Origin of the sequence: Pantoea stewartii subsp. stewartii (assembly GCF_008801695.1) — a bacterium.
Lineage (GTDB): Bacteria > Pseudomonadota > Gammaproteobacteria > Enterobacterales > Enterobacteriaceae > Pantoea > Pantoea stewartii.
Genome location: NZ_VZPF01000044.1, coordinates 26,427 through 41,958, shown reverse-complemented (window position 1 = coordinate 41,958; position 15,532 = coordinate 26,427). Strand labels below are relative to the sequence as shown.

Here is a 15,532-nt window from a genome sequence, read left to right as displayed (position 1 = left end):
GCAGAAATCCTGAAGGAGCGAAGGCACCGCGAAGCGGCGGGTGGGCAGGACGGGAGCCCGGGGTCAAGGGGCCGCGGCGGCTGGCGGCCCCTTGTCGGTCGCCCGCACCGGGCAGACTGAAACTCCAGGCCGCCTGGCGAGCGAAACCCTCTCAGTGTTTCATAAGCTGTCAGCGACTCAAACCTTCTCAACGCCTGCTCGCGCAAGCATCACTGCAACTCATTATCTGTATCCAAAGCAATAAAAACGCCTGAACAGGCGCAAATGTTAGAGCGGGGGAATTGGGCAGGACAGGAGCCGGGGTCAAGGGGCCGCGGCGGCTGGCGGCCCCTTGTCGGTCGTCCGCACAGGGCAGACTGAAACTCCAGGCCGCCTGGCGAGCAAAACCCTCTCAGCGTTTCATAAGCTGCCAGCGGCTCAAACCATCTCAGGGCCAGCCATGGCCCCTGATTCCAGCCAGGCTGTGCAAACAGCCACCCAGCACTTACCCCTGCATCATGTTCGCCACCAGGTACTTACGTCCCTCGGCATCTTCCTCGGTGTAAACGCCCTGTAGCTCGGGTGAAAAACCCGGGAGCTGGTTGATGCCTGCTTCCAGCGCAAGAAAATAACGCTGTACCGCCCCACCCCAGGCTTCACCGGGAACAACACAGAGTACGCCAGGCGGATAAGGCAGCGCGCCTTCCACGGCGATGCGCCCTTCTGCTGACGCAATCGGCACCAGCTCCACATCACCGCGAATATAAGCCTGATGTGCGTCCTGTGGATTCACTTTGACCTGAGGTAAGCCCTGCTCACGGAACATGAGACGTTGCAGATCTTTCACATTGAAGCTTACGTACAGGTCATGCATCTCCTGGCACAGGCGGCGCAACGTGTAACCGGCGTAGCGTTTGGCGTTCTTACGGTAAAGCGTGGGCAGGACTTCAGCCAGCAACGTGTCGTCTTTTACATGCTGCTCAAACTGCGCCAGCATGGCGACCAGGTTGGCCATTTTCTCCGGGCTTTCCGCTGGCGTAAGCAGAAACAGGATGGAGTTAAGGTCACATTTTTCCGGCACGATGCCGTTTTCACGCAGGTAGTTGGCCAGGATCGTCGCCGGAATCCCAAAGTCAGCATATTCGCCGCTTGCCGCGTCAATGCCCGGCGTGGTCAGCAGCAGTTTGCAGGGATCGACGCGGTACTGATCGCGATCGTATCCCGCAAAACCGTGCCATTTGGCGTTGGGTTCGAAGCTGAAATAGTGCAGATCCCGCGCGATCTCCTCTGTGGGCGCATCCTGCCAGCGTTTGCCGTTCACCGTTTCAGGAACAAAAGGCAGGATCATATCGCAGCGCTCAAAGATTGCCTTGCGCGCCTCAATGCCCAGCATGACGCACTCGTCCCACATGCGACGTCCCGCCTCGCCCTGGTGCATTTTGGCGTTAATATCCAGTGCGGCAAACAGCGGATAAAACGGGCTGGTAGAGGCGTGCAGCATAAAGGCGTTATTCAATCGCTTATGCGGGCAGAAACGCTTCTGACCGCGGATATGGTTGTCTTTTTTATGAATCTGCGAGGTCTGTGAAAAGCCCGCAAGCTGCTTGTGTACCGACTGCGTCACGAAAATGCCGGGATCCTTTTCGTTTAACGACAGCGTCAGCGGTGAGCAGCCTTCCATCAGCGGAATAAACTGTTCGTAGCCCAGCCAGGCGGAGTCAAACAGGATGTAGTCACACAGATGACCTATGCGATCCACCACCTGACGCGCGTTGTACACCGTGCCGTCATAGGTGCCTAACTGGATAATCGCCAGGCGGAAAGGACGTGCTTCCTGCGCTCGCTCAGGGGCCACGTTGGCGATCTGAGCACGCAGATAATCCTCATCAAAACAGTGCGCGTCAATGCCGCCAATGAAGCCAAACGGATTACGGGCCGCTTCGAGATAAACGGGCGTTGCGCCAGCCTGAATCAGCGCCCCATGGTGGTTGGACTTGTGGTTGTTGCGGTCAAACAGCACTAAATCGCCGCGCGTCAGCAAGGCATTCGTGACCACTTTGTTGGCGCTTGAGGTGCCGTTCAACACAAAGTAGGTTTTATCGGCATTAAAAACTTTGGCAGCAAACTTCTGTGCATGCTTGGCCGATCCCTCATGGATCAGCAGATCGCCCAGCTTGACGTCAGCGTTACACATGTCTGAGCGAAAAACGTTTTCGCCATAAAAATCATAAAATTGCTTACCTGCCGGATGCTTTTTAAAAAAGGCACCGCCCTGATGACCGGGGCAGGCAAATGTACTGTTTTGCATATCGACATAGCGGGTCAGCGTTTCAAAGAACGGGGGCAGCAACTCAGCTTCATACGCCTGCGCCGCCGTTTCCAGTGCCGCCCAGTCCTGCGGTTCACCGTTCAACTCACCCGTCACGCCGGGCAGATGCATGACCTCTTCTTCAAAGGCATTGGCAACAAACACCGGTAAGTTAAAACCGGTATGCCGCAATAAGGCCAGCACGCCACTGCGTGTATCCGCAAGCGAGACGACCACAGCCGCCACATCTGTAAAATCAGTATTATCCAGCGTGACCACGTCGCGCGCAGTATTCAGGGACAGACTTGGCGCAACGGCAGCGCTGGCAGCAATTTTAAGTGGTGTCATAACACAAATCCCTAACAGTCAGGGAGTGGGTGCCTGAGGCACGGCAATAGGGAAATTTCCCCGGCGAATGATATCTGACGGGCCAAACCGATAGACATCAGTAAAGAGTAGTCCTTACTCATGTCCAACAGCAACGACCAGGCTGGCGTCACCGCATAGTGACGGAAATTTGTGTAACCGGTATGACGGCGGAAAACAGGTCATGCGCCAGGTCTGGCGAGTGGGAACAAGTGCAAAAACGCATTGATCCGGACATGATAGCGTCCTCTGTCTGGGGTGGCGGCGGGGAAAAATGTGGCGGCAATAATGTCATTTATTACTGACAGGGACAACCCGACAACGTTAAATATCTGGTCAATAACTTTAAAATAAAAAACAATACATATCATTCAGTTGCAATATCTTTAAGCGACTAAGCTTCTGTAATCAATGCAAAATTATGCCATGTCAGGACATTGCCGCCCCGCCACCTGAATGTTTGATAATGCCTCAGAGCGGGGTACTTGTCGGGCCAGTACCTGGCCCTCTCAGGCTGTCGGGCGTAAACTTGCCTGATGATTCTTACGCCTGACGGAGGCTGTATGTTTAAGGCACTGGTCATTGAAAATGACGAACAAGGTTACCGTACCGAGTTAAAAGAACTCTCCGAAACACAGTTGCCCCACCAGGATGTCACGCTCGACGTGCACTATTCCACCCTGAACTACAAAGATGCGTTGGCCATCTGTAATAAAGGCCCGATTGTCCGTGAATTTCCCATGGTGCCGGGGATTGATTTCGTCGGTCGCGTAGTCGCCAGCCAGCATTCCGACTGGAAGCAGGACGACACCACTATTTTGACCGGCTGGGGCGTGGGAGAAAAACACTGGGGCGGCCTGGCGCAAAAAGCCTGTGTCGCAGGCGACTGGTTAGTGCCCGTGCCAGACGGCTTATCGCCACTGAATACGATGGCCATTGGCACCGCCGGTTTTACCGCCATGCTGTGCGTGCTGGCTTTAGAAAAACAGGGCGTTACGCCCGATCGCGGCCCCGTACTGGTCACCGGTGCCAGCGGCGGTGTGGGCAGCTTTAGCGTCAGCCTGCTGGCAAAACTCGGCTACGAGGTGATCGCCTCCAGCGGCCGCGCCAGCGATGAAAACTGGCTGATCAACACGCTGGGTGCGAAAAGGATTATGGATCGTGCTGAACTGTCTCAGCCGGGCAAACCTTTGGGCAAAGAGCGCTGGGCCGCGGCTATCGACAGCGTGGGCAGCCATACGCTGAGTAACGTTCTGGCGGGTACGCAGCGCGATGGCGTTGTCGCCGCCTGTGGCATGGCTCAGGGGCTGGATCTGCCCACCAGCGTCGCGCCTTTTATTTTACGCGGCGTGACGTTGGCGGGCGTGGACAGCGTGATGTGCCCTAAACCGCTTCGCCAGAAGGCCTGGCAACGGCTCGGACAGTTGATGAATGATGCGCAACTGTCTCAGATGATCACGGTCATCCCACTGAGCGAAGCCAGTCAGGGCGCGCGGGATCTGCTTGAAGGCAAGGTTCGCGGCCGCCTGGTGGTGGACTGCCGCTAACGGTCTTTATGGGCGGCGCATCCTGCTGCATCAGTAACGCGCTTAGCCCCTGCAGTGCCCAGCTCGCGCCCTGCTCCATGACGGCTTTGGGGTCGCCAGAAAAGTGCTGACAACGGGCAACGACTTTGCCATCAGGCAATGTCCATTCTACCCAGATAGTGCCTGCAGGCGTACCATCTTCGCCGCCGTCCGGTCCGGCATAGCCGCTTATCGCCAGACTCACCGGTTCGCCGGACCGTTCACGCGCCCCCAGCGCCATTTCACACACGGTTTCTCTGCTGACTGCAGTGTGATTTTCCAGCGTTTGCGGGTTAACGCCAAGCAGACGCACTTTGGCGCTTTCGCTGTAGGTGACGAAGCCGCTGGTAAAAAAATTACCGCTGTTTTCGACCGCCGCCAGCGTAATACTGATCAATCCCGCCGTGCAGGACTCTGCGGTTGCCAGACGCAAACCAGAGGATAAAAGCTGCTGACCCAGTTGTTCAGCAGCCTGACTGAGTTTCATGGTCATGAGTTTTCCTTTGTTTTCTGTCACAGGTAAAGTATGGCTGAAACTCAGTAATCTGATGCGGCTAATCTGATGTTTTATCAGCGTAAACGGGAAAATGGCCTGTGCCGTTTCGGCTAACACGTCGCCCATCGTTCTCTGCCGTTTCGGCTGGCAACGCGAACCGGTTTGTCCCGGTCAGCCTGTAGATGTTTCATGTAGCCTGTCTGCCATTGCGTAACATCGCTGACAGCCCTTATTCAGGAAAAGGAGAAAAGAATATGCAAAAACCTGTCGTTGTGATCCACTACTGTACCCAGTGTAACTGGCTGCTGCGCTCAGCCTGGATGGCACAGGAATTGCTGCACACTTTTGCTCAGGACCTGGCCAGCGTCACGCTTCGCCCCGGCAGCGGCGGCATATTTGAAGTAACGGTAGATGACCATCTGGTGTGGGAACGTAAACGTGACGGCGGCTTTCCCGATGCTCAGGTGCTCAAGCAGCGTGTCAGAGACATCTGCTTTCCGGAACGTTCACTGGGACACATCGACAAAAACAAAACTGACGGAAGCTGACGAGCGCAATCCGGCGTTAACTGCGGCTGATTTGCTCAGCGGCTGCGTTCAACGCAGCCACAATCTTATGCCGTGTTTCGTCCGTGATGTCCTGCTGTGCCAGACGGCCATTTAAGGCGTTTTTAAACTGAAAGATGGCCTGTTCTATGTCGGGAATACTGCGGTTGTTGACTAATACAGCCAGCGAGGAAAGGCGCGTAATCAAACGCGACAATGGCTGGGCTTCGGCCTCTAACATCGCCTGGCCCGTTGCGGTCACTACATAAGCCTTTCTCGCCGCCTGGGGATCGACAATCTCAATGGCCTCCATTTCCTCAAGCAAGGTCAGGTTGGGATAAATAATACCCGGGCTGGGGGAATATTCCCCTTTCGACAGTTCTTCAACGCATTTAATCAGCTCGTAACCGTGCGAGGCACGCTGAGCGATAAAATGCAGCATCAACAGGCGCATTTCACCCGCATCAAGCATCTTTTCCCGGCGCTTCCGCCTCGCTGCGCAAGGCCGCGCAGACTGGCTGCGGTTATCCTGTTCTGAATGGGCCGAATCCATCTGTCGCCTCTGCCTGTTTAAGGAGAAAGAGCCTGATGGTAGAGGGCCACTAGGTAAAATTCAATCAACGGCAGGTCACTCACTTGTGATGCCAGTAAGCAACCGCACGCACAAGATCAGCATCCACGCCGCGTTGCGTTGTGAAGTAGTCAGCGAGCTGTTTAACGACGCGCCCTTCTCCCGTTAGCCAGATAAAAGCGTCATGCGACGGTATCGCTATCTTATCCAGCGCCGCCGTCAGGGCTGGCAAAGCCGCCTGCGTCATCTGCTGGCTACCGAGCCAGGCCACATTTGCCTTGCCGGTGTCCGCTAAGTAGTCACGCCCCGTTTTTTCATCGGTGAAGGCAAACAGGTGCAGGGTTTCGGCTTCAATGCTGCGGCTGCGGCGCTGAAACGCAGGCAGACCAGTTTCATCACAGACATAAAGCTGGAAAGCATAATCCGTTGGGACCAGCAGAGAACCGCGAGGTCCACCGATAATCAGGCTGTCGCCGGTCTGTGCCTGCGCGGCCCAGTCGCTGGCGACACCGCTTTCATGCAGGTAAAAATCGATTGTCAGCGAAGATTCACCATCAAAGTCAAACGGCGTGTAGTCACGCGCAGCCGGCCGCAAGCCGTCTTTCCAGTGAATGCCGTCCTCGTCCATCGTCGGCAGTTGCAGCGTCGTGTCAGCGGTGGGCGGGAAAAAGACTTTGATGTGGTCATCAAAACCGGGCGAATTAAATCCTTTCAGGTCGTCGCCCGTAAACTCGATGCGCCAAAACCGGTCAGCCACTTTGGTTTTGGTGGCAACGTGAATACAGCGAAAGCGGAGCGCGTTACGGATACGTTCAGGTAAACGGCGGGAAGAAGATGCAGGCACAGTGGCTCTCCGAAAAACAGGGTTGTACGCAACCTTAGTAAACAAAAATCATTCTCATGTCAGTCGGAGAGAATAGCTATGATATATCTTAAGAACAATGACTAAAAATGCGGTCCGGCAGTACGTGCAGGCACATCTGTCGGCCTTTTATCGCTGAAAAGCAAAAAGGCGCTTACGCGCCTTTTAAAGGAGGACTGTCGGTCATCGGGCGGTTACTGCGCCTGATTTTGTCCGCTGTTTTGCGGCAGCGAGCTGTCACCGAGTATCTCGCTGTGGCCGGCCTGACTGCCGGGATGTAATCCTGTGCGAACATTGCCGGGATCGGTGAGTTGTGCAGTCGCCAGGCCGGGAGCGGCACACAGCGCGACAGTCAGAAAAAAGGCGGCTATTTGCGTTATTTTGGTCATGGTATTTTGCCTGTTCAGGCGTAAAAAGCAGGTGAATATCCAGCGCTGAGAAGGAAATACAGTATGCGTAGCTGCGCTCAGCGTTTCGGTAAGGATTTTACGCCTTGCCTGCCAGCCTGCTTATAAAATCGTGCGCTTTATCACACATTGACGCACATAATGTGCATTATCCCTGCGTGACAGGAATAGAGAACACGCCTTCAATGTTGTCGGCTGTGCATCGGGTTAAATCCAGACAGAGCAAATCCATTCCCGGCCGGCAGGCTACATTCAACTGCGGCAGATAAAGGTAGTAAATATCCGCGATGAAACGCGTCAGTTCTTCCGGTGAGCCACGCCATGCCAGGCGGGCGTAAAGCCCCGCAGGCACCGTGCGGCATTGAAGATCGCCTGGCCCGGCATCCGTGTTTGCCAGCGCGACGCCACGAAACAGGCTGATGTGCTGTTGATCGACGGACGCGTTGCCGGGGCCATACTGAAATCCCAGCCATCCTTGCGCGTCGCCCTGCTGCGTACGGACAAAATGGCGTACCAGGCCGGCCATACGCTGATGCCGGTCGCGAATATAGTCGCCATACGGGCATTCCCATTCCAGCGTATCGCCCTGCAGGAGCAACTCCTCTTCGCGCCGGTAAAGCGATACCGGCATGACTGGCTCGCGCTGGGCAATACGGCCGTGAAAATACCGGACAGGCAGCACGTTAAGACGGCGAAAACCGCCCGGCGTAACAGAGAAGTGATTTTTAAACACGCGGTTAAAGTTTTGCTGATTTTCAAACCCGAAACGGACGGCGATATCAATTAACGGCATGCGCGTCAGTCGTAACGCCATAGCGGCAAGGGTTAAGCGGCGCTTGCGCGTATAGGCCGCCAGCGTTTGTCCGGTCATCTCTTTGAACAAACGTTGCATATGCCATTTGGAATAGCCCGATTTGAGCGTAATCAGATCGATGGAAATGTCGTTGGTCAGGTTGGCTTCAATCCAGTCGACTAAATCATTTATATGCTGTTTTTTTATGGTTTGACTTAGCATTTTAAAAACGTGAAAAGAAAAAAGAGGGAAAGATTTGTAATAAAATAGTAACAAAAAGCGTTGCAGGATGTCATGGCTCATGGGCCAGCCAGGGCCGGATAGCGGCAAAAAGCGCATTAATTGCCTGGGTTACTACTTTAAAAAGCCAGCACACAGGCTGGCTTATGGAAGGACGAGGGGAACAACGGAGGCAGTCAGGAATGCACTGCTTCGTTCGGAGGACTCAGTGGCTACGCATGCCTGCGGCGGTCATCATCATTCTGAACAGCGTCGCGACCACACCGAGTGCCAGCACGCTGGCACTGTAGATGACCACCAGCCACAGCACGCGTTTCCACCACGGTGACCGGGTTTCATTCTGACGTTCTTTGCTGCTGACCTGGGTCTGCATATCAATGGTATCCTTCGTCTGCTTTGATTTTTCCACGGAACACGTAGTAGCTCCAGAAGGTATATCCCAGAATCATTGGAATAATCAGTAAGCTACCTACCAGCATAAAGGCCTGGCTCTGCGGCGGGGACGCGGCGTCCCAGATGGATACCGAGGGCGGAATAATATTCGGCCAGATACTGATACCCAGACCCGAGAAGCCCAGGAAAATCAGGGCCAGCGTCAGCAGGAAAGGCGAATAATGCGCCTCGCGCTTGATTGCGCGGCGCAGTCCCCATGCACACAGCAGCACCAGTACAGGCACCGGCAGGAATAAGAACAGATTTGGCGTGGTGAACCAGCGATGTGCAATGTTCTGATGCGTGAACGGTGTCCAGATACTGATGATGCCAATAATTAACAACAGCGCAATCAACAGCGGTGTCGCCAGGGCTGACATTTTACGGTGCAGTTCATGTTCGGTTTTCATGATAAGCCAGGTGCAGCCCAGCAGCGCATATGCCACAACCAGCCCGACGCCGCAGAACAGCGGGAACGGGGCCAGCCAGTCCATCGTCGAGCCAGCAAAGCTGCGGCCTTCGACAGGAATGCCATCCAGCATCGCGCCGACGGCAACGCCCTGGCTAAAGGTTGCGAGGAGTGAACCGGCAATAAACGACTTGTCCCAGAAGGCCCGATGGTGCTCGACAGCCTTGAAGCGGAACTCAAAGGCGACGCCACGGAAAATCAGCCCAATCAGCATGGCGGTTAACGGCACGGAAAGCGCATCGGCTATTACCGCATAGGCCAGCGGGAAAGCGCCATACAGTCCTGCGCCGCCCAGCACTAACCAGGTTTCGTTGCCGTCCCAGACAGGCGCAACGGTGTTGACCATCATGTCGCGCTCGCCTGCGTCTTTGTTAAAAGGAAACAGCAGGCCGATGCCCAGGTCGAAACCATTCATGACGATATACATCAGGACAGCAAAAACGATAATCGCGAACCAGATAACAGAAAAATCAATCATCTCAACGCTCCTCATGATGGTGAGTGGCCGCAGAGAGCGGGCGCGCTGGCGTTTTGATTTGTCCGGGGCCACCTGTTTCCACGGTATCGCCTTCGCCGGTGACCGGCCCTTTTTTAATCAAGCGCATCATATAGTGATAACCCACACCGAAGACGGAGGAGTAAACCAGAATAAAGGCGAGCAGGCTGATACTCATGTGCATTTCGCCATGGGGAGATACCGCATCAATCGTTCGCTGAACGCCATAAACTACCCAGGGCTGACGACCGATTTCGGTAGTAAACCAGCCTGCTAAAATCGCGATCAGGCCGGAGGGTCCCATGAGCAAAGCAAACCACAGGAACGGACGCGACTGGTACAGGCGTCCTTTGTAACGCAGCCACAGGCTGACTACGCCAAGGGTGATCATTAACAGTCCCATTGCCACCATGACGCGGAATGACCAGAAAATGATGGTGGAGTTAGGACGGTCCTCTTTCGGGAAAGATTTCAGCGCCGGGACCTGTTTATCCAGACTGTGCGTCAGGATAAGGCTGCCCAGATACGGGATTTCGAGCGCATATTTAGTACGTTCCTCTTCCATATCCGGTAAACCAAACAGTATTAATGGCGTGGCTTCACCGGGTGGGTTTTCCCAGTGGCCTTCAATGGCCGCAATTTTTGCAGGTTGATGCTCCAGCGTGTTCAGTCCATGCGCGTCACCAATCATGGCCTGCACAGGGGCGACAATCAGCGCCATCCACAACGCCATTGAGAACATTTTACGGATGGCAGGATTGTCATTTCCTTTAAGCAGATGCTAGGCCGCCGACGATCCGACAAAGAACGCACTGGCCAAAAATGCCGCCACGGACATATGTAACAGGCGATAAGGAAAGGACGGGTTAAAGACAATTTTAAACCAGTTTTCTGGCACCACGATGCCATTCTGAATGAGATAGCCCTGCGGTGTTTGCATCCAGCTGTTAGAAGACAGGATCCAGAAGGTGGAAATCAACGTTCCCAGTGCCACCATGCAGGTCGCAAAGTAGTGCAGCCCCGGGCCAACGCGGTTCCAGCCAAATAACATCACACCTAAAAAGCCCGCTTCAAGGAAGAAAGCCGTTAACACTTCATAGGTCAACAAGGGACCCGTGATACTGCCGGCAAACTGGGAGAAACCACTCCAGTTGGTCCCAAACTGATACGCCATGACCAGCCCGGAAACCACGCCCATGCCGAAATTCACCGCAAAAATTTTCGACCAGAAATGATAGAGATCGCGGTAGGTTTGATTACGTGTTTTGAGCCACATTCCCTCCAGCACAGCAAGAAAGCTGGCCAGACCGATGGTGATGGCGGGAAAGATAATATGGAAGGAAACAGTAAAACCGAACTGGATCCTGGCGAGATGAAAGGCATCTAATCCAAACATTGCTTACCTCTTTGCGGCTTTGTTGAATAAATGGATTTTATGCTGTGGTACTATGAAAACGGTTGTTTCAGATAACATAAAATCAATGCGTTACATGCTTGCGTATGACGGTGTTCTGTCTGGCATCAGCGTTTTCTACCAAAACAGTGCAGACAAAACAGAATGATTACCTATTATTCAACAAAGCCCCTCTTTGCCACATAGAGCACCACATATAGTTACTTATAATTAACGACTTATACACAAAGCATGTCACTCCATTGCATGGAAAAATGCCATGACGAATGTAAGATGCTTCGTCCTGGTAAAACAGAGACAATCAGATAAGTAAAAACTATAACAGTATTTTTTGATTAAGATCATTTTTTTGTTGAAAGTTTTCTTATTTAGGACGGATAAGCAAAACGTTAATTTCAAAGGGGCAATGTGACATTATTGTTATTAAAACAGACCCTGCACGGAGCCGTAACGGCCAAACGAGATTACCGCTAAAAAATAACGCAACTCGCTGTTTTTAAGCGTCATTCGCCATTTCCGCGCTTCGTTAAACAGAGAAAAGTACCGTTCTGACAGGGGAATCACGTGTTTTATTATATTGTTAGCAGGATATTTATCTTATCTGCGCTTTATGATGCTTTTTTTTAGAATACGTCCGGTTTTTCGCACTCTGGCTTCGCTATTTCCGGGCAGGAAAACGAAGCTCAACCGGTCAGGAATGTTAAAAATCATATGCAATATGTAAATAACTCATCACATCTTTATCACGCGCAATAATTAACGCAGCCAGAAACCTCAGGAAAAAGTCGCCTGGTAAAAAGGATGTTAAAGAAATGCTGTGAGTAATAAAAACCGCCCGACGCAGAATGAATCTGTTATGTCGGACAGGCATTTTTTTACGGTGGCCGAGGGGAGTGTTTCTCTGCGCGCTTCGGTCCCGTCTTATGAACGGTCTTACGCGTCGGCGGACTGTTTCTCCCGGTGGGCGAGGATGCGTTCTACATTCATCTCCAGCCAGTCGGCCAGTCCTACCACCTGCTCCCCTACTTCCAGACCCAGCGGTGTCAGTCGGTATTCAACATGCGGCGGCACAACATCGTAGGCGATGCGCTCAACAAAGCCGTCTTCCTCCATATAGCGCAGGCTCTGCGACAGCATACGTTCGCTGACGCCGCCGACTGCACGCCGGAGTTCGCTAAAACGCAGCGTGTCATTTTTCAGCGCCAGTAAAATTAATACGCTCCAGCGACTGGTAATGCGCTTTAACACATCGCGCGACGGGCAGTTAACATTCAGCAATTCGCCGCGCATAAATTTTTCGCCTAATTTATCAGTCATTTAAACAAAACCCTTCATCCTAACAATTCTGTAAGTACTTACTAAAAGTTAGCATATCGCATAGGCTGCTGTTGACCAACTGTCCTCTTAAAGGAGCTATGTGATGATCGCAGTGACTGGAGCAACAGGCCAACTGGGCCGTTTAGTTATCGACGCATTACTGAAAAAAGTAGCCGCAGATACGCTGGTTGCCGCCGTACGCACGCCGGCGAAAGCGAGTGACATCGCCGCCCGTGGTGTTCACGTTCGTGAGGCGGATTACAACCGCCCAGAAACCTTAACGGCCGCCCTGCAAGGGGTCGACAAACTCCTGCTGATTTCCGGCAGTGAAGTGGGCCAGCGTGAAGCGCAGCACCGTGCAGTTATTGATGCCGCTAAAGCCGCAGGCGTGAAATTTATCGCCTATACCAGCCTCCTCCATGCGGATAAGTCTCCGCTGTCGCTGGGCGCTGAGCATCGGGCTACCGAAGCCCTGCTGGCAGCGTCTGGCGTCCCTTATGCCCTGCTTCGCAACGGCTGGTACACCGAAAACTACACGGCGAGCATCGCCCCTGCCCTGGCGCATCATGCGTTTCTCGGTGCGGCAGAACAGGGCCGTATCGCTTCTGCGGCACGTCGGGATTATGCCGACGCGGCAGCGGAAGTTATGGTGCGTGACGGCCAGGCGGGCAAGGTGTACGAGCTGGCCGGCGATGACAGCTATACGCTGGCGGAGTTTGCGGCTGAAATCGCCGCGCAGAGCGGCGAAAAGGTGGATTACGTCAATCTGCCACAGGCAGATTTTGCCGCCGCACTGAAAAGCGCAGGCTTGCCGGCCCCGCTGGCAGAGCTTCTGGCAGATTCCGATGCGGGTGCCGCTCAGGGCGGTCTGTTCGATGCGTCCCGCACACTGAGCCAACTGCTTGGTCGCCCCACCACGCCTTATGCCGAGGTGATCCGCGCGGCGCTGACAAAGGGATAACGCACTCACGCTTACGCTGCGGTTAAGCCCTGCCGGTTAACCGCAGCGATTATCCTCTCTCACTCCCTTTCTCCCCTTTCTGTTGCTCCATCAGCCACGATTCGGTGCACACCGAAGTAACCGCTTTTGCATCGGGTACGCTGTCTGCAGGCTGACTTAAGGGAGAGAGAAATGATTGCCGTACTTTTTGAAGCAGAGGCCTTACCGGCAGCGCAACAGCGTTACATTGAACTGGCGGCCGAACTTCGGCCCGAACTGGACAGGATACCGGGATTTATCGCGATTGAGCGCTTTCAGAGTTTGAGCGAGCCTGGCAAGATATTGTCCCTGTCGTGGTGGGAAGATGAACGGGCGGTGCGTCACTGGCGGGAAAACAGCCTGCATCAGTCGGCACAGCGGGAAGGCCAGAACACAATTTTCAGCCATTACCGCCTGCGCGTTGCGAAGGTTATGCGTGATTATGCTGGTCCAGAGGAGAACACCCGGCATGTTTAATCTTTATGTGGTCTTCAGGAACGAACCGGGGTCGCTGGCCGCGTTTGGAACACTGCTTGGGCAGCATGGCATCGGCCTGGAAGGCGGCGGCGTCTTTTCAACGGGCAAGGAAAGTCACGCTCATTTTCTGGTGGAGGATGGCCCGCGCGCCCGGCAGGTGTTAGTGAATGCCGGTTTCGATGTCAGGGACGTCCGAAGGCCACTGCGCCGAAAACTCCCTCAGCAGCGGCCAGGTGAACTGGGTGAAATTGCGCAGTGCCTGGCGCAAAATGGCATTAATATTCGCGCGCAGTACAGCGATCACAGCAACTGGCTGGTGCTGATTACCGATGATGACAGGCGGGCCGAAGCACTGACCCGCCAGTGGAAAGGATGAGCAGAATGACACGCATGGCGGCCCGGTGTGATGACAGCACACACTCTTCTCTGACCTTCAGCATGGCGACGGTGGCCACTGCGCTGGCGGATACCTCGCGCATGCACATCCTCTGTGCCCTGATGGATGGCCGGGCCTGGACGGCGACCGAGCTGAGCGTGGTCGCTGACGTTGCGCCCTCCACTACCAGCGGCCATCTGAATAAGCTGACGGAGACAGGGTTGCTAACCTGCGTGGTACAGGGACGGCATCGTTATTACCGTCTGGCCAGCCATGAGGTGGCGGGCCTGCTGGAAAACCTGATGGGCATTTCGACCCGGCCCGGTTCAGTCCTGAAAACAACCACGCCAGACCGGCTCCGGCGAGCCCGCACCTGTTATGACCATCTGGCCGGTGAGATTGCCGTCGGTATCTATGATGCTATGCAGTCAGCGGGCTGGCTGATGCCGGATGGTACGGCGCTCACAATGGAGGGCAAGGCGCATTTTGCCGCAACAGGCATCGAGCTGACTTCGCCGTCGCGACGAAAGCCCTGTTGCCCCTGCCTGGACTGGAGTGAGAGGCGCTTTCATCTTGGTGGCGAGGCCGGTGCAGCCTTGCTGCGCTTCATGATACAAAAAGCCTGGCTACAGCAGACGCCCGGCTATCGGGAGCTTGGCGTCACCGCACGCGGCCAAACTGGGCTGTCGCGCATATTTAACCTCCGCCTCGTCTGACAGCCTCCTTTTCGCCTTATACCACGCGCGGGCATGCTGGCAGTGCGCCTCAGCCGATAGCCGTTAAGTCCAGCCGCATCAGCACGGTATCGTGGAACACACCGTCGACATACAGCGCCGCGACGTCTGTTCCGTAGGTCGTAAATCCAGCAGACCGGTACAGGGCCGTTGCTGCTGCATTGGTGGCGCTCACGGCAAACCGGATGCTGATGCATTCACGGGCTTGCGCGATTGCGGTCATGAGCAGCGTCTTCGCCAGGCCGCTTCCCCGCCACTCAGGCAGCACATACATTCCCCAAATCGTGGCGACGTGCCGCTGTTTCTGGCCGGGATGGAAGCGTAAACCCGTCACGCCCACGATCTCGCCCTGGGGATCGAATCCGGCCAGCACAGTATTGTTTTGCAGCAGAGCCGCAAAAAACGCGTCAGGTTCTGAGCGCTCACGCGCATAATCCGCGCCAAACGCCTCAGGATGGCGTTGTAATCCGTCCAGCCGAATGGCGCGATAGCCTACACTGTCGCTGCTGGTGAGTCGTCGCAGAGTAAAGGAACGCACGATCATTCTCCTTAACAGGGCACCCCAGAGGGTATTTTCTTACATCATGCCACTTTTGCTTCATTTTCCTGCCGCACAGGGAAAAAACAGCCCCTTTTGGCCCAGGCAAAATTTTATTAAGCCTGCCGTAAGAGATTCATCTGAAATGCATTTACGTCATAAGTCGAG

15 protein-coding genes and 2 pseudogenes are annotated in these 15,532 nt (G+C 54.5%); 6 read left to right on the top strand and 11 right to left on the bottom strand.

Annotated elements, in window-relative coordinates:
• Positions 1–484 precede the first annotated feature (484 nt).
• A complete protein-coding gene (locus F7Q90_RS14390) occupies positions 485–2,635 on the bottom strand; it encodes an ornithine decarboxylase (RefSeq protein WP_006118284.1) in 2,151 nt (716 codons plus the stop codon).
• Positions 2,636–3,216: 581 nt separating this feature from the next.
• Here F7Q90_RS14390 and acuI point away from each other — a divergent pair.
• Positions 3,217–4,200, top strand: a complete 984-nt coding sequence (gene acuI, locus F7Q90_RS14385) for an acrylyl-CoA reductase (NADPH) (protein ID WP_006118283.1) — start codon at positions 3,217–3,219, stop codon at positions 4,198–4,200.
• A 19-nt stretch (positions 4,201–4,219) separates the two neighbouring features.
• Here the strand turns inward: acuI and F7Q90_RS14380 are convergent.
• Positions 4,220–4,711 (bottom strand): annotated as a pseudogene (locus F7Q90_RS14380) (CinA family protein); the annotation flags it as partial.
• A 257-nt stretch (positions 4,712–4,968) separates the two neighbouring features.
• Between F7Q90_RS14380 and F7Q90_RS14375 the strand changes: the two are divergent.
• Positions 4,969–5,262, top strand: a complete 294-nt coding sequence (locus F7Q90_RS14375; protein WP_006118282.1) for a SelT/SelW/SelH family protein — start codon at positions 4,969–4,971, stop codon at positions 5,260–5,262.
• Positions 5,263–5,278: 16 nt separating this feature from the next.
• Here F7Q90_RS14375 and F7Q90_RS14370 read toward each other — a convergent pair whose 3' ends face one another.
• The 8 genes and pseudogenes from F7Q90_RS14370 to F7Q90_RS14335 form a co-directional block, all read right to left on the bottom strand.
• Positions 5,279–5,812: a PadR family transcriptional regulator gene (locus F7Q90_RS14370; protein WP_006118281.1), complete on the bottom strand. Its 534-nt coding sequence runs from the start codon at positions 5,810–5,812 to the stop codon at positions 5,279–5,281.
• A gap of 79 nt (positions 5,813–5,891) precedes the next feature.
• Complete coding sequence (locus F7Q90_RS14365; protein ID WP_044241494.1) at positions 5,892–6,674, bottom strand: siderophore-interacting protein; 783 nt, start codon at positions 6,672–6,674, stop codon at positions 5,892–5,894.
• A 212-nt stretch (positions 6,675–6,886) separates the two neighbouring features.
• A complete protein-coding gene (locus tag F7Q90_RS14360) occupies positions 6,887–7,081 on the bottom strand; it encodes a hypothetical protein (protein WP_006118279.1) in 195 nt (64 codons plus the stop codon).
• Positions 7,082–7,247: 166 nt separating this feature from the next.
• Positions 7,248–8,114, bottom strand: a complete 867-nt coding sequence (locus F7Q90_RS14355; RefSeq protein WP_006118278.1) for a helix-turn-helix domain-containing protein — start codon at positions 8,112–8,114, stop codon at positions 7,248–7,250.
• A 223-nt stretch (positions 8,115–8,337) separates the two neighbouring features.
• Positions 8,338–8,505 carry a DUF2474 domain-containing protein gene (locus tag F7Q90_RS14350; protein WP_006118277.1) on the bottom strand — a complete coding sequence of 56 codons (168 nt, stop codon included), beginning with the start codon at positions 8,503–8,505 and terminating at the stop codon, positions 8,338–8,340.
• 1 nt (position 8,506) lies between these two features.
• Positions 8,507–9,511, bottom strand: a complete 1,005-nt coding sequence (gene cydB, locus F7Q90_RS14345; RefSeq protein ID WP_006118276.1) for a cytochrome d ubiquinol oxidase subunit II — start codon at positions 9,509–9,511, stop codon at positions 8,507–8,509.
• Position 9,512: 1 nt separating this feature from the next.
• Positions 9,513–10,925, bottom strand: a pseudogene (locus F7Q90_RS14340) (cytochrome ubiquinol oxidase subunit I).
• A 951-nt stretch (positions 10,926–11,876) separates the two neighbouring features.
• Positions 11,877–12,260 carry a winged helix-turn-helix transcriptional regulator gene (locus tag F7Q90_RS14335; RefSeq protein ID WP_006118274.1) on the bottom strand — a complete coding sequence of 128 codons (384 nt, stop codon included), beginning with the start codon at positions 12,258–12,260 and terminating at the stop codon, positions 11,877–11,879.
• Positions 12,261–12,363: 103 nt separating this feature from the next.
• Between F7Q90_RS14335 and F7Q90_RS14330 the strand changes: the two genes are divergently transcribed.
• From F7Q90_RS14330 to F7Q90_RS14315, 4 genes are all read left to right on the top strand, one after another.
• Positions 12,364–13,221, top strand: coding sequence for an SDR family oxidoreductase (locus F7Q90_RS14330; RefSeq protein ID WP_006118273.1), 858 nt, complete (start codon positions 12,364–12,366; stop codon positions 13,219–13,221).
• Positions 13,222–13,392: 171 nt separating this feature from the next.
• Positions 13,393–13,716 carry an antibiotic biosynthesis monooxygenase family protein gene (locus F7Q90_RS14325; protein ID WP_006118272.1) on the top strand — a complete coding sequence of 108 codons (324 nt, stop codon included), beginning with the start codon at positions 13,393–13,395 and terminating at the stop codon, positions 13,714–13,716.
• Positions 13,709–14,092 carry an amino acid-binding protein gene (locus F7Q90_RS14320; protein WP_006118271.1) on the top strand — a complete coding sequence of 128 codons (384 nt, stop codon included), beginning with the start codon at positions 13,709–13,711 and terminating at the stop codon, positions 14,090–14,092. Before F7Q90_RS14325 ends, F7Q90_RS14320 begins: the two co-directional genes overlap by 8 nt.
• Before the next feature lie 5 nt (positions 14,093–14,097).
• Positions 14,098–14,808, top strand: coding sequence for an ArsR/SmtB family transcription factor (locus F7Q90_RS14315; RefSeq protein ID WP_044241491.1), 711 nt, complete (start codon positions 14,098–14,100; stop codon positions 14,806–14,808).
• A 49-nt stretch (positions 14,809–14,857) separates the two neighbouring features.
• Here F7Q90_RS14315 and F7Q90_RS14310 read toward each other — a convergent pair whose 3' ends face one another.
• Positions 14,858–15,370 (bottom strand): GNAT family N-acetyltransferase, encoded by a 513-nt coding sequence (locus F7Q90_RS14310; protein ID WP_044241489.1) that lies wholly within the window; start codon positions 15,368–15,370, stop codon positions 14,858–14,860.
• Positions 15,371–15,532 lie beyond the last annotated feature (162 nt).

Excerpts from the sequence above, each read along its gene's own strand:
- F7Q90_RS14390 (WP_006118284.1), bottom strand. The coding sequence starts at position 2,635 with ATGACACCACTTAAAATTGCTGCCAGCGCTGCCGTTGCGCCAAGTCTG.
- acuI (WP_006118283.1), top strand. The coding sequence starts at position 3,217 with ATGTTTAAGGCACTGGTCATTGAAAATGACGAACAAGGTTACCGTACC.
- F7Q90_RS14375 (WP_006118282.1), top strand. The coding sequence starts at position 4,969 with ATGCAAAAACCTGTCGTTGTGATCCACTACTGTACCCAGTGTAACTGG.
- F7Q90_RS14370 (WP_006118281.1), bottom strand. The coding sequence starts at position 5,812 with ATGGATTCGGCCCATTCAGAACAGGATAACCGCAGCCAGTCTGCGCGG.
- F7Q90_RS14360 (WP_006118279.1), bottom strand. The coding sequence starts at position 7,081 with ATGACCAAAATAACGCAAATAGCCGCCTTTTTTCTGACTGTCGCGCTG.
- F7Q90_RS14355 (WP_006118278.1), bottom strand. The coding sequence starts at position 8,114 with ATGCTAAGTCAAACCATAAAAAAACAGCATATAAATGATTTAGTCGAC.
- F7Q90_RS14350 (WP_006118277.1), bottom strand. The coding sequence starts at position 8,505 with ATGCAGACCCAGGTCAGCAGCAAAGAACGTCAGAATGAAACCCGGTCA.
- cydB (WP_006118276.1), bottom strand. The coding sequence starts at position 9,511 with ATGATTGATTTTTCTGTTATCTGGTTCGCGATTATCGTTTTTGCTGTC.
- F7Q90_RS14335 (WP_006118274.1), bottom strand. The coding sequence starts at position 12,260 with ATGACTGATAAATTAGGCGAAAAATTTATGCGCGGCGAATTGCTGAAT.
- F7Q90_RS14330 (WP_006118273.1), top strand. The coding sequence starts at position 12,364 with ATGATCGCAGTGACTGGAGCAACAGGCCAACTGGGCCGTTTAGTTATC.
- F7Q90_RS14325 (WP_006118272.1), top strand. The coding sequence starts at position 13,393 with ATGATTGCCGTACTTTTTGAAGCAGAGGCCTTACCGGCAGCGCAACAG.
- F7Q90_RS14320 (WP_006118271.1), top strand. The coding sequence starts at position 13,709 with ATGTTTAATCTTTATGTGGTCTTCAGGAACGAACCGGGGTCGCTGGCC.
- F7Q90_RS14315 (WP_044241491.1), top strand. The coding sequence starts at position 14,098 with ATGACACGCATGGCGGCCCGGTGTGATGACAGCACACACTCTTCTCTG.
- F7Q90_RS14310 (WP_044241489.1), bottom strand. The coding sequence starts at position 15,370 with ATGATCGTGCGTTCCTTTACTCTGCGACGACTCACCAGCAGCGACAGT.